The organism is Acidilobus aceticus, assembly GCF_055392325.1.
In genome coordinates this window covers 1,181,650-1,203,511 of record NZ_AP042407.1, presented here as the reverse complement: position 1 = coordinate 1,203,511, position 21,862 = coordinate 1,181,650, and the positions used below count along the sequence as shown (strand labels likewise).

At 53.8% G+C, this 21,862-nt stretch carries 21 protein-coding genes and 1 other RNA gene; 12 read left to right on the top strand and 10 right to left on the bottom strand.

Annotated elements, in window-relative coordinates; genetic code table 11:
• Positions 1–25 precede the first annotated feature (25 nt).
• From ACZ5OO_RS06315 to ACZ5OO_RS06305, 3 genes are read right to left on the bottom strand one after another with little or no spacing between them, the layout of a single operon-like run.
• Positions 26–1,015 (bottom strand): flippase-like domain-containing protein, encoded by a 990-nt coding sequence (locus ACZ5OO_RS06315; protein ID WP_464078048.1) that lies wholly within the window; start codon positions 1,013–1,015, stop codon positions 26–28.
• Positions 1,005–2,480 (bottom strand): B12-binding domain-containing radical SAM protein, encoded by a 1,476-nt coding sequence (locus tag ACZ5OO_RS06310; RefSeq protein WP_420805105.1) that lies wholly within the window; start codon positions 2,478–2,480, stop codon positions 1,005–1,007. The genes ACZ5OO_RS06315 and ACZ5OO_RS06310 overlap by 11 nt, the downstream gene beginning before the upstream one ends.
• Positions 2,481–2,512: 32 nt before the next feature.
• On the bottom strand, positions 2,513–2,764 hold the full coding sequence (locus ACZ5OO_RS06305) for a hypothetical protein (RefSeq protein ID WP_464078047.1): 252 nt from the start codon (positions 2,762–2,764) through the stop codon (positions 2,513–2,515).
• 156 nt (positions 2,765–2,920) lie between these two features.
• On the opposite strand from ACZ5OO_RS06305, the gene ACZ5OO_RS06300 reads away from it, so the two are divergent.
• The 3 genes from ACZ5OO_RS06300 (at position 2,921) to fen (ending at position 6,688) form a co-directional block, all read left to right on the top strand.
• Positions 2,921–5,143: a CDC48 family AAA ATPase gene (locus tag ACZ5OO_RS06300; RefSeq protein WP_013266325.1), complete on the top strand. Its 2,223-nt coding sequence runs from the start codon at positions 2,921–2,923 to the stop codon at positions 5,141–5,143.
• Between the two features lie 170 nt (positions 5,144–5,313).
• Positions 5,314–5,598 carry a hypothetical protein gene (locus ACZ5OO_RS06295; RefSeq protein WP_048812736.1) on the top strand — a complete coding sequence of 95 codons (285 nt, stop codon included), beginning with the start codon at positions 5,314–5,316 and terminating at the stop codon, positions 5,596–5,598.
• Between the two features lie 37 nt (positions 5,599–5,635).
• On the top strand, positions 5,636–6,688 hold the full coding sequence (fen, locus tag ACZ5OO_RS06290) for a flap endonuclease-1 (protein ID WP_464078046.1): 1,053 nt from the start codon (positions 5,636–5,638) through the stop codon (positions 6,686–6,688).
• Between the two features lie 188 nt (positions 6,689–6,876).
• On the opposite strand, the gene ACZ5OO_RS06285 is transcribed toward fen, so the two are convergent.
• Together ACZ5OO_RS06285 and ACZ5OO_RS06280 are read right to left on the bottom strand one after the other, a co-directional pair.
• Positions 6,877–7,467 (bottom strand): transcription elongation factor NusA-like protein, encoded by a 591-nt coding sequence (locus ACZ5OO_RS06285; protein WP_013266322.1) that lies wholly within the window; start codon positions 7,465–7,467, stop codon positions 6,877–6,879.
• Between the two features lie 120 nt (positions 7,468–7,587).
• Positions 7,588–9,159 carry a CTP synthase gene (locus ACZ5OO_RS06280; protein WP_464078567.1) on the bottom strand — a complete coding sequence of 524 codons (1,572 nt, stop codon included), beginning with the start codon at positions 9,157–9,159 and terminating at the stop codon, positions 7,588–7,590.
• 114 nt (positions 9,160–9,273) lie between these two features.
• Between ACZ5OO_RS06280 and ACZ5OO_RS06275 the strand changes: the two genes are divergently transcribed.
• Entirely contained in the window at positions 9,274–9,747 is a 474-nt protein-coding gene (locus ACZ5OO_RS06275; RefSeq protein WP_158303780.1) for a Holliday junction resolvase-like protein, read from the top strand.
• Between the two features lie 34 nt (positions 9,748–9,781).
• A complete protein-coding gene (locus ACZ5OO_RS06270) occupies positions 9,782–11,095 on the top strand; it encodes a tRNA (N(6)-L-threonylcarbamoyladenosine(37)-C(2))-methylthiotransferase (protein WP_464078045.1) in 1,314 nt (437 codons plus the stop codon).
• Here ACZ5OO_RS06270 and ACZ5OO_RS06265 read toward each other — a convergent pair.
• Together ACZ5OO_RS06265 and ACZ5OO_RS06260 are read right to left on the bottom strand one after the other, a co-directional pair.
• Positions 11,082–11,483: a hypothetical protein gene (locus ACZ5OO_RS06265; protein ID WP_464078044.1), complete on the bottom strand. Its 402-nt coding sequence runs from the start codon at positions 11,481–11,483 to the stop codon at positions 11,082–11,084. The two genes, ACZ5OO_RS06270 and ACZ5OO_RS06265, sit on opposite strands and share 14 nt — an antisense overlap.
• 16 nt (positions 11,484–11,499) lie before the next feature.
• A complete protein-coding gene (locus ACZ5OO_RS06260; RefSeq protein ID WP_013266317.1) occupies positions 11,500–12,366 on the bottom strand; it encodes an NAD(+)/NADH kinase in 867 nt (288 codons plus the stop codon).
• Between the two features lie 82 nt (positions 12,367–12,448).
• Here ACZ5OO_RS06260 and rnpB point away from each other — a divergent pair.
• Both rnpB and ACZ5OO_RS06250 read left to right on the top strand, forming a co-directional pair.
• Positions 12,449–12,766: RNase P RNA component (rnpB, locus tag ACZ5OO_RS06255), an RNA gene on the top strand.
• Between the two features lie 16 nt (positions 12,767–12,782).
• Positions 12,783–13,838 (top strand): class I SAM-dependent methyltransferase, encoded by a 1,056-nt coding sequence (locus ACZ5OO_RS06250; RefSeq protein WP_464078043.1) that lies wholly within the window; start codon positions 12,783–12,785, stop codon positions 13,836–13,838.
• Here ACZ5OO_RS06250 and ACZ5OO_RS06245 read toward each other — a convergent pair.
• Positions 13,835–14,614 (bottom strand): DUF1614 domain-containing protein, encoded by a 780-nt coding sequence (locus ACZ5OO_RS06245; protein WP_464078042.1) that lies wholly within the window; start codon positions 14,612–14,614, stop codon positions 13,835–13,837. The genes ACZ5OO_RS06250 and ACZ5OO_RS06245 overlap by 4 nt on opposite strands.
• A 151-nt stretch (positions 14,615–14,765) precedes the next feature.
• Here ACZ5OO_RS06245 and dcd point away from each other — a divergent pair, with 151 nt between their 5' ends.
• From dcd to proS, 3 genes are all read left to right on the top strand, one after another.
• A complete protein-coding gene (gene dcd, locus ACZ5OO_RS06240) occupies positions 14,766–15,317 on the top strand; it encodes a dCTP deaminase (RefSeq protein ID WP_013266313.1) in 552 nt (183 codons plus the stop codon).
• Positions 15,318–15,423: 106 nt separating this feature from the next.
• Positions 15,424–15,834 carry an ATP synthase subunit c family protein gene (locus tag ACZ5OO_RS06235; protein ID WP_013266312.1) on the top strand — a complete coding sequence of 137 codons (411 nt, stop codon included), beginning with the start codon at positions 15,424–15,426 and terminating at the stop codon, positions 15,832–15,834.
• Between the two features lie 62 nt (positions 15,835–15,896).
• The gene (gene proS, locus ACZ5OO_RS06230; protein WP_464078041.1) at positions 15,897–17,345 is read left to right on the top strand and encodes a proline--tRNA ligase; all 1,449 of its coding nucleotides are present in this window, start codon (positions 15,897–15,899) and stop codon (positions 17,343–17,345) included.
• A 156-nt stretch (positions 17,346–17,501) separates the two neighbouring features.
• Here the strand turns inward: proS and ACZ5OO_RS06225 are convergent, their stop codons facing one another.
• On the bottom strand, positions 17,502–18,173 hold the full coding sequence (locus ACZ5OO_RS06225) for a protein-L-isoaspartate(D-aspartate) O-methyltransferase (protein WP_013266310.1): 672 nt from the start codon (positions 18,171–18,173) through the stop codon (positions 17,502–17,504).
• 82 nt (positions 18,174–18,255) lie between these two features.
• Between ACZ5OO_RS06225 and ACZ5OO_RS06220 the strand changes: the two genes are divergently transcribed.
• Together ACZ5OO_RS06220 and ACZ5OO_RS06215 are read left to right on the top strand one after the other, a co-directional pair.
• Positions 18,256–18,723, top strand: coding sequence for a DUF371 domain-containing protein (locus ACZ5OO_RS06220; protein ID WP_013266309.1), 468 nt, complete (start codon positions 18,256–18,258; stop codon positions 18,721–18,723).
• Between the two features lie 85 nt (positions 18,724–18,808).
• The gene (locus ACZ5OO_RS06215; protein WP_048812735.1) at positions 18,809–21,022 is read left to right on the top strand and encodes an elongation factor EF-2; all 2,214 of its coding nucleotides are present in this window, start codon (positions 18,809–18,811) and stop codon (positions 21,020–21,022) included.
• Between the two features lie 64 nt (positions 21,023–21,086).
• Here ACZ5OO_RS06215 and ACZ5OO_RS06210 read toward each other — a convergent pair whose 3' ends face one another.
• Positions 21,087–21,794 carry a hypothetical protein gene (locus tag ACZ5OO_RS06210; RefSeq protein WP_013266307.1) on the bottom strand — a complete coding sequence of 236 codons (708 nt, stop codon included), beginning with the start codon at positions 21,792–21,794 and terminating at the stop codon, positions 21,087–21,089.
• Between the last annotated feature and the right edge of the window lie 68 nt (positions 21,795–21,862).

Sequence of the window (21,862 nt, the reverse complement as noted above, 5' to 3'; positions counted from 1 at the left end):
CCGCGTAGGTCTTATATATTTGGCATTATCCCCCGCGGCCCCTGAGCATTGCCCTGTAGTGAGAGTAAACGAGGCTTCCGTAGTCTACATACTCAGACACGATCTTTCCGAGCAGCACTATGGGGACCATAGCAACTATTATGTAAGCAGTCCTCCACAGCACCGCGTCTACTCCTTTGAGCACCAACGCTAAGGAGTATTCAACCCCTCCCTCGCCGCCAGGCGTGGGCACGTTGCCTCCTACATATGACATCATTAGGGCCTCGAGGTCTATAAGGAAGCCGTGAAGGCCTCCCAGAGTAAGCACATAGATAGAGAACGCCTCTATAATGTAGGAAGCCGCTGACACCAACAGCATCGGTATCATTGATCTCCTTGACGCTATAATATGGCTTAGGGAATCCCGCATGTTCTCGATTTCCCCCTCTATTAATCTCGCAGCGTTAGAGTTCAACCTCCTTGAGACCTCTGATAGAAACCAGGTCGTGAGCCTTCTCGATATCACCATGGCCCAGATAACTATGATAGTTATCGAGATCAGCAACACCACCACAGACCTAGGCATGAGTGACCAGGCAAAGTACAAGGATACGGCGGCTGGCACTACGGAGTCTATGAACGTGGCTGAGAGCGCTACCGACAGCGCTTCTGGAGGAGGCGCCCCCGTGGCGCTGCCTATTATTGCGGTGGCCGTAGGTATGGCCCCTGAGAACGCGGGCGTCAGCATTCCTATGAAGAGGCTTGAGAAGTGGGCCTCCCAGGCTCTTAAGGGGGAAAGCCTCAGCCCTCTCGACCTGGCAGCTATGACAAACCTGACGCTTTTCAGGGACTCCTCGAGAAATATGATGGCGGCAGCTATGAGAACAGCGTCATAGCTGCGCGACAAGTAGTATACTACGTGCTCGAGACCGCCTCCTACTATATTAAAGATTGCGAGCACTAGAAGCGCAAAGAGTATAACTATAAAGACCAGGTACCTCTTAGCGCTTCCCGAGCCGTTAACTTTAGGCTCCACGCTGCTCCACAGCCCTAGCAGCCTCCTCGGCCTTCCTCTCTATATACCCTATGATCCACTTGACCGCTGCCCTCACTAGGAAGTACCTGGTTCCCTTAAGGTAGAACCTATCCACTATATCCCTGGCCCAGTAGGCGCTGTGCCTGAGCGTGGCCCTGAGGAGCTCCACGTGCTCAGGCCTCACCATGTTCCTCCTGAACCACTCCATGTTCTTGAAAGCCCCCATGGGCACGAAGAACATGGGCACTATAAGGCTCCTGTAAGGCCTTAACTTCTCCACGAGCTCGGTAGTGGCTACTACGTCATCAGGCTCCTCGCCCGGCTGGCCAATTATTAATGTGGCGGCGGGGATCACGTTGTGTTCATGCATTATCGCGAACGCGTCCTCCACGACTTCTGGGTACTTCTCAGTTGGGTAGGGGGCTGACTTGGCTGGCATGACCTTCCTGGCGAGCTTGACGCTGCCCGTCTCCAGGCCAACCTCGACGCCCAGGTACCTCTGCTTCTCGCTTGAGAACATTATCTCGGTCAGCTTAGATATGAGCTTGTAGTTGTCCTCAGCGTACTTTATGGCCGCCAGGCTCGCGTGACTCCAGCCTATGGGTTCATCGGTAAGCTGCCTCACCGCAGTGTGAAGCTTTAGCAGGCCCTCAGGCCTTGGTTTTATGCCATCAGCGTAGTAGAGGAGAACGTCCTCGCTGTGGAGTATAATGCCCTTCTCGCCCTCGCTCATGTTAACCTTTATTTCACTTATTACGTCGTCGACCGGTATGAACCTCCACGGCCTTAGGGTCACGCTGCAGAACTTGCACCCCCTTGGGCATCCTCTCATGATCTCCACTAGTCCATTGACGCTGGCGTGCTTTATCTTAGGTATTTCATCCGCAGTTGCGGGCGTGTCATAAGGCCCTACATATATGTAGTCTGGAAGCTCCTGGCCCTTGATGGCCCTGTCCACTACCTCTGAAACCACCCTGTCAGCCTCGCCGTCAATTACCGTGTCAACGCCCCACTTCTTCCACTCGTCAGTGCTCCAGAGCCACTGCCAGGCCGCGGGGCCCCCAACTATTATCTTGACACCCCTCCTCTTGGCCTCCCTGACGGCCGGGCTCTCCATGAACCTCCTGAAGCTGACCCTGTTGAAGGGCTCCCTGCCCGTTATAGTCCACCACTCGCTGCTGGGCGGCCCATAGGCGAAGAAGTCGTGGTGGCCTATCATGAGGACCTTCATTGTGTCCAGGTGTTTGCTTATATGGTCAGGGTCCACGACTGCAGCGTTAAAACCAGCGTCGACCAGGGCGGCCTCTATCTTCCTGAGTCCGTAGGGCGCCACCTTAGGCCTTCCCAGGCTGTCTACCTTGGGCTTTGGTGCCGCTATCCACCTCCATACCCACTCAGGGACCCCAAAGGCGGGCCCCGTCGTCATGAACCCCAGGAACTCGTGATGATGATGATCGGTCATCATGCTTCTATCTGTAGTTATCACAACATCGAATGTCAAGCTATCTCCACCTCCTTCTCCCTAAAGATTACTATGGTTTGAGCTATGAAGCCAGCTATGACTTCTCTGGCCTTTACCATATAGTCGACGTCATCTGATTTAACTATGATAGCTACCCTTTTGGCTCCTTTCTTCAGGCTGTCGGCCAGCATTTTCCTGAGATCGTCCTCTCCCTGGACCTTTGGGTCCCATCTAATTATATGATAACTATTAATATCAAGTGTAAACTTCTTCTGTTGCACCTGCAAATGCTATCTCCGCCTTCCATAACTGAAGGGCACCTATAAAAAGGTCCTCTAATATTAGTATTAATCTAATTTATTTTTATCTTTGTTTTTATTTTTAATCTAAAGAGCTCCATTTTATTAGGCCCGACACAGGAGGAATATTGGAGGTGCGCTTAGTTGGCCGAAAACAACAGCAACCAAAACCAACAGAGGCCTCCATCTAAAGAAGTCGTCCTAAGGGTCTCTGAGACCAAGCCAAGGGACTCAGGCAGAAAGAGGGTAAGAATAGACATCGATATAATGAAGGAGCTGGGCGTTGAGGCTGGTGACATAGTAGAGATAGAGGGCAAGAAGAAGACAGCCGCCATAGTGTGGCCAGCGCTGCCCGAGGACGCAGGGCTTGACATAATAAGGATGGACGGCAGCCTCAGGAGAAACGCGGACGTCAACATAGGTGACAAGGTCATAGTTAGGAAGGCTGAACCTAAACAGGCCATAAGGGTTAAGTTAGCGCCCACCATACACTCAATATCGATAGACGACAGCTTCAAGAAGTACGTGAAGAAGAAGCTCATAGGCCTTCCGCTCGTTGAGAACGACATAGTCCAGATACCTGTAATAGGGCAGGCCGTGCAGCTGGTGGTAATAGATACCAAGCCAAGGGGCGTCGTGGTGGTAACTGAGAAGACCGCTGTTGATGTGTTGGAGAAGCCTATAACCACCTCGTTCCCAAAGGTTACATATGAGGACATAGGAGGCCTGCATGAAGTCATAGCCAGAATTAGGGAGCTCGTGGAGCTGCCCCTGAGGCACCCAGAGCTCTTCAGCAGGCTTGGCATTGAGCCTCCCAAGGGGGTCCTGCTCTACGGGCCTCCAGGTACTGGGAAAACGCTCTTGGCCAAGGCCGTCGCCACCGAGAGCGACGCGTACTTTGTTGCGATAAATGGCCCTGAGATCATGAGCAAGTTCTACGGCGAGAGCGAGCAGAGGCTGAGGGAAATATTTGAGGAGGCCAAGAAGAACGCGCCAGCCATCATCTTTATTGACGAGATTGACGCCATAGCGCCGAAGAGGGACGAGGTCATAGGTGAGGTCGAGAGAAGGGTTGTCGCGCAGCTCCTGGCCCTAATGGACGGCCTTGAGGGGAGGGGGCAGGTCATAGTAATAGGGGCCACCAACAGACCCAACGCCATAGACCCTGCCCTCAGGAGGCCCGGGAGGTTTGACAGGGAGATAGAGGTACCGGTACCAGATAAACAGGGAAGGCTTGAGATACTTCAGATACACACCAGACACATGCCGCTGGCAGACGACGTAGACCTTGAGAAGCTGGCTGAGATGACCAAGGGCTACACAGGCGCTGACCTAGCGGCGCTGGCCAAGGAGGCAGCCATGCACGCCCTAAGGAGATACCTGCCTGAAATAGACATAGACCAGGAGAAGATACCTACGGAGCTGTTAGAGAGAATGGTAGTCACAATGCAGGACTTCCTTGCGGCGTTTAAGGAGGTAACCCCCAGTGGCCTGAGGGAGATAGAAGTTGAGGTGCCTGAGGTTCACTGGAGCGACATAGGCGGCCTCGAGGACGTTAAACAGGAGCTCAGGGAAATAGTTGAGTGGCCGCTGAAGTATCCCAACTCATTCAGCAGGCTTGGCATTGAGCCTCCAAAGGGCGTGCTGCTCTTCGGCCCGCCGGGCACCGGGAAGACAATGCTTGCCAAGGCAGTGGCCACCGAGAGCGGGGCCAACTTCATAGCCATAAGGGGGCCCGAGGTGCTGAGCAAGTGGGTCGGCGAGAGCGAGAAGGCCATAAGGGAGATATTCAAGAAAGCCAGACAGTACGCGCCGGCTGTCGTGTTCTTCGACGAGATAGAGTCGATAGCGAGCCTTAGGGGAACCGAGGAGGACAGCAACGTTGGCGAGAGAATAGTGAGCCAGTTGCTCACAGAGATAGATGGGATAACCAACCTTGAGAACGTGGTAGTAATAGCGGCCACCAACAGGCCTGACCTCGTGGACCCAGCCCTGCTCAGGCCTGGCAGGTTTGAGAAGCTCATATACGTGCCTCCGCCAGACGAGAAGGGCAGACTGGAGATCCTGAAGATACACACGCGCAACGTGCCCTTAGCTGAGGACGTCGACTTAGCCGAGCTGGCAAAGATGACCAACGGCTACACCGGCGCAGACCTAGCCGCGCTTGTGAGGGAGGCGGCGCTCACCGCGCTGAGGGAGGATATAAACTCCCCGATAGTGAAGTTCAAGCATTTCGAGCAGGCCCTTAACAAGGTCAGACCCAGCGTGACTAAGTATATGATAGACTTCTACCTTAGGTGGCTCGAAACTGCAAGGCAGATAAGCGTGTCATCACAGAGGCCATCGCAGCCTTCTCTCTCGCTGTAATTATTCAAATCTAGAGAAAGGCCGACGACCTTTACGGCCTTAACCTTAAGCTGCCGCTGCTCCCTTTCATTATAACACGTTATAATTAAAAGTAAAATTTTAAACTACTCTCAGGTAAGTTAATCTGTTTGGAGGACAGCGTTAAGCTACTCCGCAGACGGTGAACAGGGTTGTCCGTATGGTACAATCAACCTCTAATAAACATAGTGTATGAAACCCTGAGGGAGATGACTAGCGATGGCAAAGTTCCAGTGACTGACGAGGAGGTGTTATCCTACCTTATCAAGAATGGGTACTCCATTTCCTTGGCTGACCTGACAAAGATTCTCCTCAAACTTGAAATTATGGGACTTGTCAGGGTAAGCTCCAGCACAAAGGAGGACAGACAGATAGAGTTTGTAGGACGTCATGGAAACGCTGAGGAGGCCAAAAGCGTAGAAGAGCAGCAAACATAGATAGCTTCGCAGGCTCCTAACATACAAGGGGGCCTCCGTGGGCGTTAACATTAGGGACATAATACCTGACCAAGCGAGGCGCGAAGTCGACCTGAAGGCGCTTAAGGGCTATGTGATTGCCCTAGACGGCTACAACATGCTTTACCAGTTCCTCTCAGCAATAAGGCAGCCCGACGGCACCCCACTCAAGGACTCGCAGGGAAGGGTCACAAGCCACCTGAGCGGGCTCTTCTACAGGACTATAAACCTCGTGGAGGAGGGCCTGAAGCCGGTCTACGTCTTTGACGGCAAGCCGCCGGAGATGAAGAGGAAAGAGATAGAGGAGAGGGTCGCGAGGAAGAAGGAGGCCGCGGAGAAGTATGCCAAGGCCAAGGAGTCCGGCTCCATTGAGGAGGCCAGGAAGTACGCCCAGGCGACCTCTGAGCTCTCCAGCGACATGGTAAGCGAGGCCAAGAGGCTGCTAGACTATATGGGCATACCATGGGTTCAGGCGCCAGCTGATGGGGAGGCGCAGGCGGCTCACCTGGCTCAAAAGGGCGACGCCTGGGCCGCGGGGAGCCAGGACTATGACAGCCTGCTCTTCGGCGCCCCCAGGCTGGTCAGGAACCTGGCAATAACTGGTAAAAGAAAGCTGCCTAACAAGGACGAGTACGTCGAGGTTAAGCCTGAGATCATAGACCTCAACGCCATGCTTAAGGCGCTGGGCATAACTAGGGAGCAGCTAATACTCCTGGGCATACTGGTAGGGACGGACTTTGACCCAGACGGCATCAAAGGCTATGGACCTAAGACTGCCCTTAACTTCGTCAAGGGCGTGAAGGACGTCACCAAGGCTCTGGAGTCCATAAAGTCGCAGCTTCCTGGAGACGTCGACCCCTTTAAGATATTTGATTACTTTGCTAGGCCTCCAGTGAGCTCCGACTACAGGATACTTTTCAAGGAGCCCGACGTTGAAAAGATTAAGGAGCTGTTGGTCAGAGAGCATGACTTCAGCGAGGACAGAGTTGTCAAGGCTGCTGAGAGGCTTGCTAAGGCATTCAAGGAGAACCTGAGGGGGAAGCAGTCCAGGCTGGACATGTGGTTTGGCTGAACTCCTCCCAACACTAGGGCGAGTTCTTTGACGCCTAGAGAGTCCATCATGGTTAGAGCGGTCCTCGCTGCCTAGAATCATCGCCTCGCTCAGGGCCGCGTGCTAACCCCAGCATAGAGCCCGTCAAGACTTTATAAGCTCCCTGCCCCTGAGGGCAGGGCTTCTCATAAGAGTCCGCGGCCTGCCGCTTAGCTACCTATGCGACGCAGGACGTCCGAGAGCTTTGTCTTATCTATCTTGCTCTCCTCAAGGTCCCGAGGACGGCCTGGCACAGTTACGTTCTCGTACTCTATGTAGAGGTCGCTGCCGCTCAGCGACTTGAAGACGGCCTTGGTGCTCTGCTCTAACTCCGATATCCTCCACCTCTCATTCGAGGGCAGCTTAGCTATATAGTAGGTCGAGCCGTCAGGCGCGTAGTAGGTGTTCACGGAGAGCACCTGGGAGGGCAGCAGGCTCTCTATGAGTTTCCTTGGGTCATTTGAGCCCGGCACGACAAATATCCTCCTAATGTTAAGGCTTGAAAGCTCCTTCTCCAGGGCCCTAGCTAACTGCCTGCTAACCACAGTAACATTGTCTAGCACTATGTAAAGCGTATCCCCCACTATCACGGACTTTCTGTAGGAGGCGTTCTTCAGTTCCCTAAAGTTTGACTCGAGGTTCAGAAGGGCCCTCATCACATCGACTTCCCAGCCTTGGTACTTTCCAGAGTCTATCTTAGCCTTGCACTTGTCACAGAGCACCCCGCTCTTGACGCAGATCTTGTCTAAGGGTATCTGCATATTCTGTTACACCAAAGAGCTACATGTGAGCAGGAAAGCTTAAACGTTTACTTTAAAATTAATGCTGTAACCGAGGGCCCTTAACTAAGGTTAGGCGCAGGCCCCAGTGCTGGCTTGCTATCACTTCGTCTGGGCAGCCCTGAGTAGGCCCACATAGGGTGGGCTGGGTGACAGGGGCCTGCTCTTGAACTCTGGGTGGGGCTGCGTGCCTATGAAGAACTTGTGCTCCTTGCGCGGCAGCTCTGCCGCCTCAACTAGGCCCTGCGGGCTCCAGGCACTTACTATAAGGCCCGCCTCGACGAGCTTCTCAACATACTTAGGGTTAACCTCATACCTGTGCCTATGCCTCTCATATATCACGTCCCTACCGTACAGGTCATAGAGCTGGGTGCCTTTGACTAGGTTTATCTGTGAGGCTCCAAGCCTTAGCGTGCCTCCAAGCTCCTTAACGTCGCGCTCCCATGGAAGCAGGTCAACCACAGGGTAAGGGGTGCTTGGGTCTATCTCCGTGCTATTTGCATTCTCGAGACCTACCACATCACGGGCAAACTCCACCACCGATAGCTGGAGCCCAAAGCAAATCCCTAGCGTTGGTATGTTATTCTCCCTCAGGTACTTAATGGCCCTTATCTTGCCCTCTGCGCCGCGCTTCCCAAAGCCGGGCAGCACAACAGCGCCGTCGACGGTCGACAGAACATCCTCAACCTTTATCTTGCCCTCCTCAACCTCTGTAGCCTCGACCCAGACTAAGTTCGGCTTAACGCCAACTGCAACCCCGGCGTGCCTCAGCGCCTCAACTATGCTGAGGTAGCTGTCCCTCAGCTTGGTATACTTGCCCACCATGGCTATGTTGACGGTCTTCTCGATGCTCTTGAGCCTGTCGACAAAGGATTTCCAGGCCTCAAGATCCGGCTCCCTGTCCTGAAGGCCCAGCCTCGACAGTAGCCTGGCCGCATAACCCTGGGACTCAAGGAGCAGTGGGACCTCATAGACATAGTCTACATCGTGATCACTTATCACGTCCGAGGGAGATAGGTTAGAGAAAAGCGCTATCTTCTGGCGGGACTCAGCCTCAAGGGACCTTGGACTTCTAACCACGACCATGTTGGGCTGGATCCCTATCCTGCGAAGCTCGTAAACGCTGTGCTGCACAGGCTTTGTCTTCTGCTCTCCCGTGGTGCTCAGCACTGGGGCCCAGGCAACGTGAACGAATGCCACGTTGTTTGAGCCTAGCTCAACATACATCTGCCTGGCCGCCTCTAGGAACGGGAGCCCCTCTATGTCGCCTACAGTGCCGCCGATCTCTACAACTAATACGTCAACTCCAGTCTCGCGGGCAACTGAAGATAAGCGCTGCTTTATCTCGTCAGTTATATGAGGTATTATCTGCACAGTCTTGCCTAGGTATTCGCCCTTCCTCTCCTTCATTATGACGTTGTAGTAGACCTGGCCAGTAGTTATGTTGTGTTTCTTGCTTAGGTTCTCCCCAAGGAACCTCTCATAATGGCCTAGGTCTAGGTCGGTCTCACCGCCATCTTCAGTGACGTAGACCTCGCCGTGGGCGTACGGATTCATAGTTCCTGCGTCAACATTAAGGTAGGGGTCAACCTTAACTATGCCAACCCTGTATCCACGGGACTTAAGCAGAAGGCCCGTGGAGGCCGACACTATGCCTTTGCCTATGCCTGACATCACGCCGCCAGTTATGAACACGTATTTCGTCTCTGGCACTGTGCCTCCTGGTCTCTGGACTAGTAGCTCTTTTAACGGTAAGCGCTCCAGCCGCGGTTAGAGCAAGGTGGGATGATGCAGATCCTGTATTATCTCATAGCTTCAATAATACTGGCAGAACTAATAATTATAGTGGTCCAGACGGTTAGGCTAGCCCTGGCCCAGAGGTCCTTGAAGACCCTGGAAATGAACATAGATAAGCTCGCTGATGCCAGAGCCCGAGAGATGGCCGCGGCCATAGTAGATAGGGCCAGGGAGGACGCCGCCAAGAGAAGTTCGGCCGTCACTGCAGGCAAGATATATGAGCAGCTCGCCCCTATTTTGCCTGGATTTAAGTTCAACCCAAAGGACGTGAGGTTCCTCGGAAGCCCAGTAGACTTCGTAGTATTTGACGGGCTTGAAGATGGTAAGAGAGTTTATGTAAGGTTTGTTGAGCTTAAGAGCGGCGATTCGAAGCTGACCGACAGGGAGAAGGCAGTCAAAGACGCTGTGGAGAGCTGCAGGGTCTCGTTCGAGGTTGTTAAGGCTGAGGACCTTCTAAGGCGCTAACAGTTATAACTAAAGCAGAAAAGTTCAGGCCACTTTGAAGGTTTCGGTGGGCTCCACGACCAAGTACTACATTGAGACCTATGGCTGCGCCCTGTCGGAGTTCGACAGCGAGATAATGAGGAGCATCCTTAGAGGTGCCGGCTATGAGGAGTGCAAGGACCCGAGGGAAGCAGATGTAATAATAGTTAACACCTGCGCAGTGAGGCTCGACACGGAAGCCAAAATAGTGAAAAGGCTTAAGGAGTTAAATGGCCTGTCGCTTCAGGGCAAGAAGCTCGTAGTGAGCGGCTGCCTCTCCAAGGCTAGGCCCTCCCTGATCCTGAGGACAGCCCCTGCAGCCAGCCTGGTATCTCCTCAGAACGTGACTAGAATACTCGACGCGGTCACTCTTGATAGGCCCATCTACATGCTAGATGGTGAGAGAGATGTAAACTTCTTGCCAAAGCCTCCAACGAGGGACAGCGTAGCCACGGTAATGATATCCGAGGGCTGCCTTGAGAACTGCAGCTTCTGCGAGACCAAGCTGGCAAGGAGGTACCTGAAGTCATACCCTCCTAGGGCCATAGTCAGTATAGTTAGGGACCTGGTGCAGGGCGGGGCAAGGGAAATTAGGCTCACCGGGCAGGACGCGGCAGCTTATGGCGTAGACCTGCCCGGCAAGCCAAGGCTTCCTGACCTCATAGCAGATATACTTGATAAGGTGCCAGGCGAGTACAGGCTCAGAATTGGCATGATGACGCCAAACCAGGCCATGGAGATAATTGATGACCTGCTGGACGTTTACCGCGATGAACGCGTCTTCAAGTTCTTTCACATACCTGTCCAGAGCGGCGACGACCGCGTGCTTAAAATAATGAACCGCAGGTACACCGTGGCCGAGTTCAAGGAACTTCATAGCAAGGTTAAAGCTAAGTACCCATCCTCGCTCTTTGCCACAGACATCATAGTAGGCCATCCAGGCGAGGATGAAGGGGCCTTTATGAACAGCGTCAGGCTGGTGGAGGAACTCAAGTTTGAGAGGGTCTACCTCGCCCAGTATAGCATAAGGCCCAGGACGGCCTCGGCCTCCATGCCTCAGGTGCCCGAGCCTGTCAAGAAGGAGCGGAGCCTGAGAATACAGGAAGTAATTAAGAAGATAGGCGTTGAAATTTACGGCAGTTACGTGGGTGGCAGGTTCAGGGGGCTGTTGGCGTCGAGAGGTTTCAGGGAGGGCTTCAGCACAGTAAGACTTGACAACTACTTCCCTGTGGCGGTGCCAGCGAGCACGTTAAGAAGTTACGGAGAGTTCGTAGACGTTAAGATCACGGGCGCCACATACTTTGACCTGAGGGGAGTTATCGTAAGTTAGCCTTGCCCTTCCTGAGCTCTTTAATGCCCCTGTACCTCACCCTCACCACGTCAAGCCCTGCATGGACAGAGGCCAACTGAAGGGCATAATCGTCCGTCACTACAGAAACCCTGTTGCCGCAATCCCTTAGCTCTATGGCTAGGGAGAGCACGCTTAGGTCGGCGGCGCTCAGCTTTCCGAGCACTCCGGCAGCTCTAGCGTACTCTAAGGCCTTACTTCTCGATTCCGCTGAGGGCGTGATGACAAGGAGTTTCCCAGCCCCAGCGGAGAGATCTAAAGCCGCCCTCGACTCCTCATCTCTGACTTCATCGTAGACCTCCTCAGTGGTGACGCACGTCAAGGGCAGGTGCAGCTGGACTGATGCCAGCAGAGCAGCCGTGTCTAGCACAGCTGCGCTGACACCTTTACCAATAGCTGAGCAGGCGGGCGAAGAGCCTCTCGTAGTAGTTTGACCACCACTCAAACCTGGCCACCTTCAGGGGGACCTCGCAGGGATAAATGTTAACCCTGTCACCTGGCCTTAGGTTAACCTTGACTTGGCCATCAAGGACCAGGTAAGCGGGCCCGCTTTCGTCCCTCATTATTATGCTGAGCCTGTTGCTCCTAGACATAACCACAGGTCTTAAGAATAGCTGCACAGGATTGAGGGGCGTTATGATAATTACGTCAAGCCGAGGGTCCACTATGGGCCCCCCAGCATTAAGGCTATATGCTGTGGAGCCCGTTGTAGTGGATATTATGAGCCCATCGCCGTCAACTCCCATAACCCTTTCCCTAAGCTTCTCCTCATCATGATAGACGTCAAGCCTGACCATGGAGCCCTCCGAAGTAAATATGACGACATCATTTACGGCGCAGGGGAGTTGATTACCGTTCACGTAAGCTTTGATGCGCTGGTGGAGCACCAGTTCATACTTGTCGTTAACGAAGTCCCTAATTCTCTCGCTCAGCACTGACTCATCGACGTCTAAGAGGAAACCGCGCTTGCCTGCGCGCACTGCAAGGAAAACAACTTCGTTGCTCCCAGACCTTATCGCTGCCCTGAGCAGGGTCCCGTCGCCGCCTATCACTATCACCTTATGCGGCGGATCGCGTTCTATGTTAAAGGTTCCCAGCTTCCCCAAGGTGTTACTGTATGCAGCGGCGGTCTCCGCCTCAACAAGGGGCTCCACCCCGAGCTGCCTAAGGACCTCCGCTGCCTTTAGGGCAAGGCCCTCAGCAATGCCACTTGATGGCCTAGCAACTATTCCAACCGCCTCCCTTTCTGTCAAGCCGCCTCACTTACTGCCGCAGATATCTCACTTACAGCCAACCCTTATTACTTGCGTCCCCGACATTTAATGAAACCCTGGGAGGCCGAGGCTGGCGGCCACGGGCCCGAGAGGGCCTGAGGAAACACCGCCCTCCCAGCGGCAGCCGGACCCCGCAAGGGGCCAGGGCAGGCCCCTGGGCAACGGCACAGAGACGACACGGCCCCCACGGCATGGCGATGACTCCGCGAGGCGGGCCTGGCGACAGGCCCGCAGTAACCGGTCGAGGACCGCGGGGGATGCGGTGAAACGGCCGTCCCCGGCGGAGCAAGGCCAGGGCCTGTGAGGGGCCGCGGGAGGCCCTGGGGACCGCTGAGTCAAATGCCGCCGAAGTACAGAAGGCGGGTTATAGCCTCGGCCTCCCAGGTGCTGCTAACTTGGCCAGTGAATATCATGACTGCATAGCAATTAAGCTAACGGACGCCGACAGGACGCTGAAGATGCTCAGGCTAGCAGGGCTCCTGACCAACTTAAAACCCAGAAGGCTTGGAAGTGATGAGCTTGCAGTGCCAGTTAACAATGTCGAGAGGGCTATCTCTGCGCTTTTAACCGAGGGTATAAGCGTCAGGCCCTGCAAAGAAAGATTTGATGCCAAGGAGAGGCTCAGCAAGCTCTCCGACGAAGTGCCAGGGCTATCCGGCTTCCTAATTATAGGCAGCATTGTTTTATTGAACTACAATTCCAGCGTCGGGATTCCAGCTTACGTAAGGGCCGCCGAGGCGATTTCGAGGATGTATCCTAGGGTGACCTCAGTGTTTCTAAAACTTGGAACTACTGGCGAGCTGAGGCTCCCCCAGCTGGTGCTCATATACGGTGATGGCAACACTATTACTATAACCAAGGAGTCAGGCCTCAGGCTCTACGTGGACGTCGCCAGGACGTACTTTAACCCCAGGCTTTCCGGGGAAAGGCTTAGGATATCATCGCTAGTAGAAAGCGGCGAGAGGGTGCTTGACATGTTCTGCGGCGTAGCGCCTTTTTCACTGTTAATAGCATCCAGGAGGAGGGCCTCAGTGATAGCTAATGACCTTAACCCCTACGCAGCTGCCCTGGCAGGCGCTAATGCCAGGCTTAACAGGAAGCTGCTTAAGGGCAACGTAACTATTACGAGGTCCGACGCCAGCGCCCTGCCATCACTGCTTAAGGGAGGCTTTGACAGGATAATAATGAACAACCCTACTTCTTCGCCTAAGTTCATAGAGGCTGCCTGCCAGCTTTCCCTCGCAAGTGGATCCATACTTCATGTTTACTATCTAGCTGAAAGTGAAGACCTAGCAATCAGGGCAATAGCTGAGGAGGCTTCGAGAACCTGCAAGGAGTTCACAGTTGTATCTTCGCGCAAAGCCATAGAGTACAGTCCCTCCAAGTCCATATACGTGGTTGACCTTGAAGTAAAGGGTTATGCGAGACGCCCTAACTCGCTCAGCCTCTAGATGGCCAGGAGAAACGCAAGGACTCCGCTCATGAACACCCCATCAAATACCCCAGCGCCGCCTATACTTAGTACCGTGGCCGTTAGATTCCTGTAGCTCCGCGATAGCCTAATGACGTCAGCTCCAAGGAGGCTGCCCAAGGAACCGCCTATGTAGGCGGCGGCCGCCGCCGGGACTCCAAAGCCGCTTGTAGCTATGGCAACAAAGGCCGCTATTAAGGGCGGGATAAAGGCGGGCACCACAATGCCCACGCCTGGCATAGGCCTTGAAAGTGCGTATGTAACAGCTGCGACTACTATTACATCTATGGCAGCGGAGGCCACGAACATGCCCTTATAGGGAGAGTTGACCAGCAAATATGAGAATATAGCGGATGTGGTTATCGGCACAAGGGCGCCGCCCACATTCATGGCTAAAAGCGTCTTCACCTCGCGCATCCTAAGCCTCGGTATCGGTATTGGTATTCCAAAAAACTCTACATAGTTAAGCTCGATTTCACTGGCAATGACTCCAGTGTTAAGCTTCTTAATTACAAGGTTTATGAAGCTCAGTATAGGACTTAACACTATAAGTGCTATAGCTATCGACGCCAGCTCTAAGGAGTCACTGCTATAAGAGACCTCTGCAACGTAGAGCGGAAACCTCGAGAAGAGGACTGCTAAAATCAAGGCCACTGCAAGGTAAGCCCATAGGAACATTGGATGCGTTGGGTAAGTTATCAGCACTTTCCTGTTCTGTATTTCATCCCTATCCATTAAGTCGCGCTCCCAGGCCAACTAGATATTCAAAGATTTAAAATTTAAGATCCGAGTTACTTGCAGTTGAATAGGTTGTCTACAATTTCCTTAGGCAGGGTAAGGTAATATCGACCCTAAAGATGTAACTACCTTGCCGTCCTAGAATAAATATGAGCAAGGGGAATCATCTATGATACTCAGCGACAGGGACATCGAGACACTCATAAGGGCAGGGGAGCTGGGCATAGAGCCGCTGGACGACGAGGTCATAAGGGAGAACGGCCTTGACCTCAGGCTGGGGAGCACCTACTGTGAGTTCAGGAGCACCGGAACCGTGCTGGATCCCAGGTCGCCAGGGGACCCAGGAGAGTTCTACGACTGCAGGGATGCTGGGGAGGGAGGAAGCTTCATCATTGCGCCTCACAGGCACTACCTGCTTCACACGGCGGAGTACATAAGGCTGCCGCCCTACGTGGCGGGCCTCGTGAACCTCAGGAGCACGTGGGCCAGGACGGGCATATACATACCCAGCACCGTCGTTGACGCTGGCTTTGAGGGGCAGCTAACCATAGAGGTCATAGGGAGCGAGTTCCCAGTGAAGCTCTACGTGGGCGACAGGTTCCTGCACCTTGTGCTAGTCAAGATGGAGACCCCCTCGACGAGGCCCTACAGCGGGAGGTACAGGGGGCAGAAGGGGGTCAGGCTCCCGCAGTTCTTTGGGGAAATGCAGGCGAAAACGTGACAGCCCATGTTACTACTCACAGTGGTATACCATGGAAAACTCAGACCTCCCTCAGCTCAGCACTTAAATAGGGCTGCTAAAGTTAAGCCTTTGTTGGTGTCGGCCAATGGTTTCCAGGAAGAGCTACCTAGAGGGCTTAAGCCTAGTGCTCAGGGAGGCCTGGTCAAGGCCTAAGTACAGGGCCGTGTTGATTCTAGTGGCCCTAGTCTCCCTGGCAGCAGCCATAGCAACTGGGCTTGCCGTCTCCCACGCTCAGGCTGCCGCCACTGCCGACCAGGCGTCGCCCTACTACATGTCAGTTGTCGGTAAGGCCATCGGAGCCGGGCTAGCTGTGGGGCTCGCCGGTATCGGAGGCGGCTATGCAGTAGCCGTCGCCGGAGCGTCAGCTATAAGCGCTGTCGCCGAGAAGAGGGAGATATTCGGAACGGCTTTCCTCTTCGTCGTGCTCGGCGAGGGAATTGCAATCTATGGGCTGTTAGTGGCTATAATAGTGGTGTTCGTGCTGCCTACAGCCTAAGCCTGGCCCCTTTATGATTTTTTATAAGTTAGCTCTACCTTTTATGATGCGGCGATTTAGCCATGGTAAAAACCAAGAGGGAGAGATGGCACAACAACTTCTCGGAGTGGTTTGACTGGATACTGGATAGAGCGGAGATCTACGATTATGGCAGGTATCCTGTCAAGGGAATGGGCGTCTGGATGCCCTATGGATTTCAGATAAGGAGAAGGGTGACAGACCTCTTGAGGAAGCTCCTTGATGAGACCGGCCATGAAGAGGTCCTCTTCCCACTCCTTATACCCGACTGGATGTTGGCCAAGGAAAGCGAGCACGTAAAGGGCTTTGAAGATGAGGTCTACTGGGTCACTCACGGAGGCCTTGAGGAGCTGGACCAGAAGCTCGCACTAAGGCCCACGAGCGAGACCCCAATAACTTACTATGAGTCGCTCTGGGTGCAGAGCTACAAGCAGCTTCCAAGGAAGTTCTACCAGATAGTCAGCGTCTTCAGGTATGAGACCAAGGCCACGCGCCCCCTGATAAGGGTAAGAGAAATAAGCATGTTTAAGGAGGCACACACCGTTCATGAGAGCTTCGAGGATGCCGAGAGTCAGGTCAAAGAGGCCATAGACGTTTACAGGAAGTTCTTCGACTCCCTGGGAATACCTTACATAATCTCAAGGAGGCCTGACTGGGATAAGTTCGCCGGCGCCCTTTACACCATAGCTTTCGACACCGTAATGCCTGATGGCAGGACCCTGCAGATAGGCACGGTTCACAACCTAGGCCAGAACTTCACTAAGGCGTTCTCATTTAGAATCCAGACAAGGGACGAAAAGTTCGACTACCCATGGCAGACAAGTTATGGCGTCAGCGACAGGGTCGTGGCCACACTGATAGCCATTCATGGAGATGACGTGGGGCTCGTGCTTCCTCCTGACATAGCCCCTACACAGGCCGTCATAATCCCAATCCCTTCCCAATCGGAAGAGGACAGCAGAAAGGTCCTTGAGTACTCGCGCGGCGTGCTTTCAACCTTACTAAGCTCTGGCATAAGGGCCAAGCTTGATGACCGTGAAGACACGACCCCAGGCGACAAGTACTACTACTGGGACGCAAAGGGCGTTCCCGTCAGGGTTGAGATAGGCCCCAGGGAGGCCTCAGGGAGCACCGTAACGATAGTCAGGAGGGACACCCTTGAGAAGAGGACCGTGCCCCTCAGCGAGGCTGTAGGGAGCATAAAGAAGACCTTTGATGAAATAAGCGCCTACCTTATCGAGAGGGCTAGGAAGTTCCTGGCAGATCACGTGAGCAGGGTCTCAAGCCTTGACGAGGCCAGGAAGGCTATCAACGAAAAGGGTGGAGTTATAGAGGTGCCCTGGTGTGGCAGCGAAGAGTGCGCAGTTAAAGTAATGAATGAGCTCCAAGTCAAATCCTTAGGAACGCCGTGGCCTTACGAGAGGGCAGAGGGCACGTGCCCCGTGTGCGGAAGGCCTGCTGTGACTTACATGAGATTCTCGAGGCAGTACTGATTTGCTCATGAGAAAATACGTGAAATTTCAGCTGCAGGCCTAAGGGCTCAGCGGGCTCCTTGTCTTCATAGCCTTAGAGGCTCGGAGTCCACCACACACATCATCGCAAGTTGCAGCTAGGCACGTAGATCTAAAACGTTTGTTGGCCAGATGGAGCTAATGGTCCCACGCCTCAGCCCCGACCAGGGGGACAAAAAGAACCTCTATGTCGCTCTGTTGAAAGACCTGGCCCTCCCTCTTTCTGACTATGGTAAGCACCTGCTCCTCCTTGCTTCCCACAGGTATAACCATGAGGCCTCCTTCTGCGAGCTGCTCCACGAGCGGCCTTGGGACCTTTGGGGACGCGGCGGTCACTATTATCCTATCGTAAGGCGCCGCCGGTGGATATCCTAGGCTCCCGTCGCCCACGATTACGGTGACCCTTCCTCCGAGGCCTAGGGACTCTATGGTCTCCTTGGCTCTACTTGCAAGCTCTGCTATGCGCTCCACAGTCCACACGTGCCCCCTGTCACCTACAATCATAGCCAGGATCGCCGCCTGGTAGCCTGACCCCGTCCCAACCTCGAGGACCTTCATGCCTTCTGAGACCTCTAAGAGCTCCGTCATGTAGGCTACCATGCTCGGCGCACTTATGGTCTGCCCATAACCTATGGGGAGCGGCCTGTCTTCATAAGCCCGGTCCCTGACCCCCTCAGGCACGAAGAGCTCCCTTGGAACGCTCAGCATGGCCCTCTCGATGGCCTGGCTCTTCAGATACCCCCTTAGCTTAAGATCATCTACAAGCTTCCTTCTGGCCACTTCAAAGGCGTCCTGCTTTAAGCCGGCCAAGATCTACCTTGTATAAATACTTTAGCTGCTGGCCTAATTTGCCTTTATTCCGCAAGGAAGCCTTGCTTGAGTAGGGCCTTCAGTGAGCGAGCTCGCGAGCAGATGGTTTCACTTCAGAGCCAAGGGCCACGTTAATGTAACCGCCAGGCACAGAACTACAATAGAGATAACTAAAGAGGAAACCCTAACCCCAAGGGGTGACTGTATAATTGGCGTGTCGTCAGAGGCCAGCGCTTCCAGCCTCCCCGACTGGCTTAGGGATGAGCTGAGGAACCCTAACAATGCAGTGCTTGTCGTCCTATGCTCCAGTGGCCTCTGCGATGCCGTCATAGGTCACGGGGATCCTAGGATAACGGCCTCTAACAACATGAAGATTATAATAAGAAAGAGTGATTACGTTGAAGGCTCGACAATCATGGTGAGGAGCAACAAGGCAGCCGCAGACCTTAATAGGGAGCTAATTTCACGACTTGCGCATGGTGATGATCTGCACGTATACATAACTTATTTGCCCCTCATTACGAGTAACTCCCACAAAAATAACATCTAACCAAAGGCCATCTTTTAGTCTAAGAATTGTTTTTAACCCTCAAATGTGACCGTAACTTGCGATTGGCTACTAGGTGGAATAATCCATGGGCGCTCGAGTTAAAATGGTCTCAGAGATCGAGAAGATAATGAGCAACATAGAGCAGGTAAGAAACATAGGCGTCATAGCGCATGTAGACCATGGTAAAACCACTACTAGCGACGCCCTGCTAGCAGGCGCCGGAATCATATCTGAGAGAGTTGCCGGCGAGGCGCTGGCCCTGGACTACCTTAACGTGGAGAAGGAGAGGCAGATGACAGTAAAGGCCGCCAACGCAAGTCTATACCACGAGTATAACGGCAAGGGATACGTGATTAACCTAATTGACACCCCAGGCCACATAGACTTCACAGGAATGGTCACAAGGAGCCTGAGGGTGCTTGATGGAGCTATTGTAGTTGTTGACGCTGCGGAGGGCGTCATGACCCAGACAGAGACCGTTCTAAGGCAGGCCCTGGAGGAGAGGGTTAGGCCCGTACTCTACATAAACAAGATAGACAGGCTCATAAAGGAGCTGAGGCTGACCTCCTCCCAGCTGCAGGACAGGCTCGTGGAGATAATAAAGGACGTCAACAACCTCATAGACATGTACGCTGAGCCGGAGTTCAAGGACAAGTGGAAGCTGAACCCGGCGGCCGGGAACGTAGCCTTTGGAAGCGCTAAGGACCAGTGGGGCATAACTGTGCCGATAGCCTCCAAGAAGGGTATAAACTTCCAGCAGATCATAGACGCTTACTCAAGCGATGATAAGGACAAGATAGCAGCGCTTACTAAGAAGGCTCCGCTGCACGAGGCCCTGCTGGACATGGTCGTCAAGTTCGTCCCCAACCCGAAGGAGGCGCAGAAGTATAGGATTCCAAAGATATGGAAGGGAGATCTCAACAGCGACCTTGGAAAGGCCATGCTAGAGGCTGACCCCAACGGGCCCGTCGTGTTCTATGTAAATGCCATTCATGTTGAGAAGGCAGGCCTAGTGGCCACGGGCAGGGTGTTCTCAGGCACCCTTGAGCCAGGCAAGGAGCTCTACGTGGTGTCCCAGGACGTCACAGGCAGGGTGCTGCAGGTAAGCCTTTACATGGGCCCCTTCAGGGAGCTGACGCAGAGGGTCACGGCTGGCAACATAGCTGCCATAATGGGCATAGATAACCTTAGAGCTGGAGAGACGCTTGTTGAGAGCCAGTACAAGTCGCAGGGCGCCCCGTTCGAGCAGCTACACTACATAGCCGAGCCTGTAGTGACCATAGCAATAGAGCCGGCCAAGGTACAGGACCTGCCTAAGCTTGTGGACTCTCTGAGAAAGCTTACCATAGAGGACCCGAACCTGGTAGCTAAGATCAATGAGGAGACTGGCGAGTACCTCCTCTCAGGAATGGGGCAGCTCCACCTAGAGATAGCGCTCTGGATGCTGAAGGAGATTTACGGCCTAGAGGTCAAGGCCAGCCAGCCAATAATAGTTTACAGGGAGTCCGTGAGGGAGAAGAGCCAGGTCTTCGAGGGCAAGAGCCCCAACAAACACAACAGGTTCTACCTGAGCGTTGAGCCGCTAAACGACGAGACCATAGACCTCATACACAGGGGTGCCGTGAGGGAGGATCAGGATTCGAGGGACAGGGCCAAGATACTCAAGGAACAGGCCGGCTGGGACTACGACGAGGCCAGGAGAATCTGGGCCATAGATGAAAACATCAATGTCTTCGTAGACATGACGTCAGGAGTGCAGTACCTCAAGGATGTCAAGGATACCATAATTGGCGGCTTCAGAATAGCAGTAAAGGAGGGTCCACTGGCGGCTGAGCCCGTCAGAGGTATCAAGGTAGTACTTCACGATGCTGAAGTACACGAGGACCCGGTGCACAGGGGGCCTGGCCAGATATACCCAGCCGTGAGGAACGCCATATGGGCTGGCATACTTACCTCGAGGCCAACGCTGCTGGAGCCTATACAGAAGCTTGACATAAGAATACCGATGGAGTACCTCAGCGCAGTAACCACGATAATAGTCAAGAAGCGTGGAAAGATAATCGACGTGGAGAACACGCCGAGCGGCACCAGGGTGCTCGCTGAGATACCAATAGCTGAGAGCTTTGACCTGGCAGCAGAGCTGAGAGGGTCCACTGCAGGAAAGGCCCTGTGGGGCACGGAGTTCAGCAGATGGGCCCCTGTGCCTGACAGCATGCTTGACGACCTAATAAGGAAGATAAGGGAGAGGAAGGGACTCCCACAAAAGCTACCAAGCCTCTCAGACCTGCTAGGGCCTTAACCTCCTCCTCACCTTACGTTTTGCACTATTCCCGTTTTACTGCCTGTAAGCTTGGGAGGCAATGTTATATTATACTTATCCGCGTGAACCTTAACGACCTGAGGTTTTCAATTCTGCCCTCCTTAACGCCTATAACGTCGTCCTCCTCCAGAAGTCCAAGCCTATACATTATCGCGGCGCACCTGTCGCTGGTCACAGCGCCCATTATGAGGCCCCTGTCCATCATCAGGTCAAGGCCGCTCTCGAGGTCCTTCCTTGACAGGCCGCAGTGACCTGCGGGATGCGTGTGCACCACCGCCGGTGACTGCCTGAGCCCAGGCAGAGAGACCCTGAACCTCTCGCCCTCAAAGACGAAGGCCCTGCCATCTGCTGTATAGACAATGATGTATTCAGTGCCGTCCCTGTCCGTCCTTGAAGCCAGAGGCGAATAGAGCGGGAAGTAGTCCAACCTAACGAGTTCCCGTGGCAACTCTTCATAGAGCTGCCGCAGCGGTAAAAGGCCGCCTTGGCTAGCATCTGTGGCCTTGATTGAAATTTTTGCACCTCTGAAGTCAAGTTCTTGAGGCTCCACCCAGTCAGCATTTATGTAGAGCTCGAGGCTGCCCCTGCTGAGGCCCTCCCTTATTGACGTTACATCAAGTATTTTTGATGACACCTTAGCGTCAAGAAGGCTCCCCTCTGCGGTGTAATAGCCTTCCACTAAGTCGAGGACGAGAGCGGCCACTCCAAGCAGCAGTGAGCCGTCAGTTACGGTTTCCCACTGCTCCTTCATTGACCATGCCAAGCGATATATAGAAGTATAAGTTATAAAGTTACGTAGTAAACCTGACTCGCGGAGGC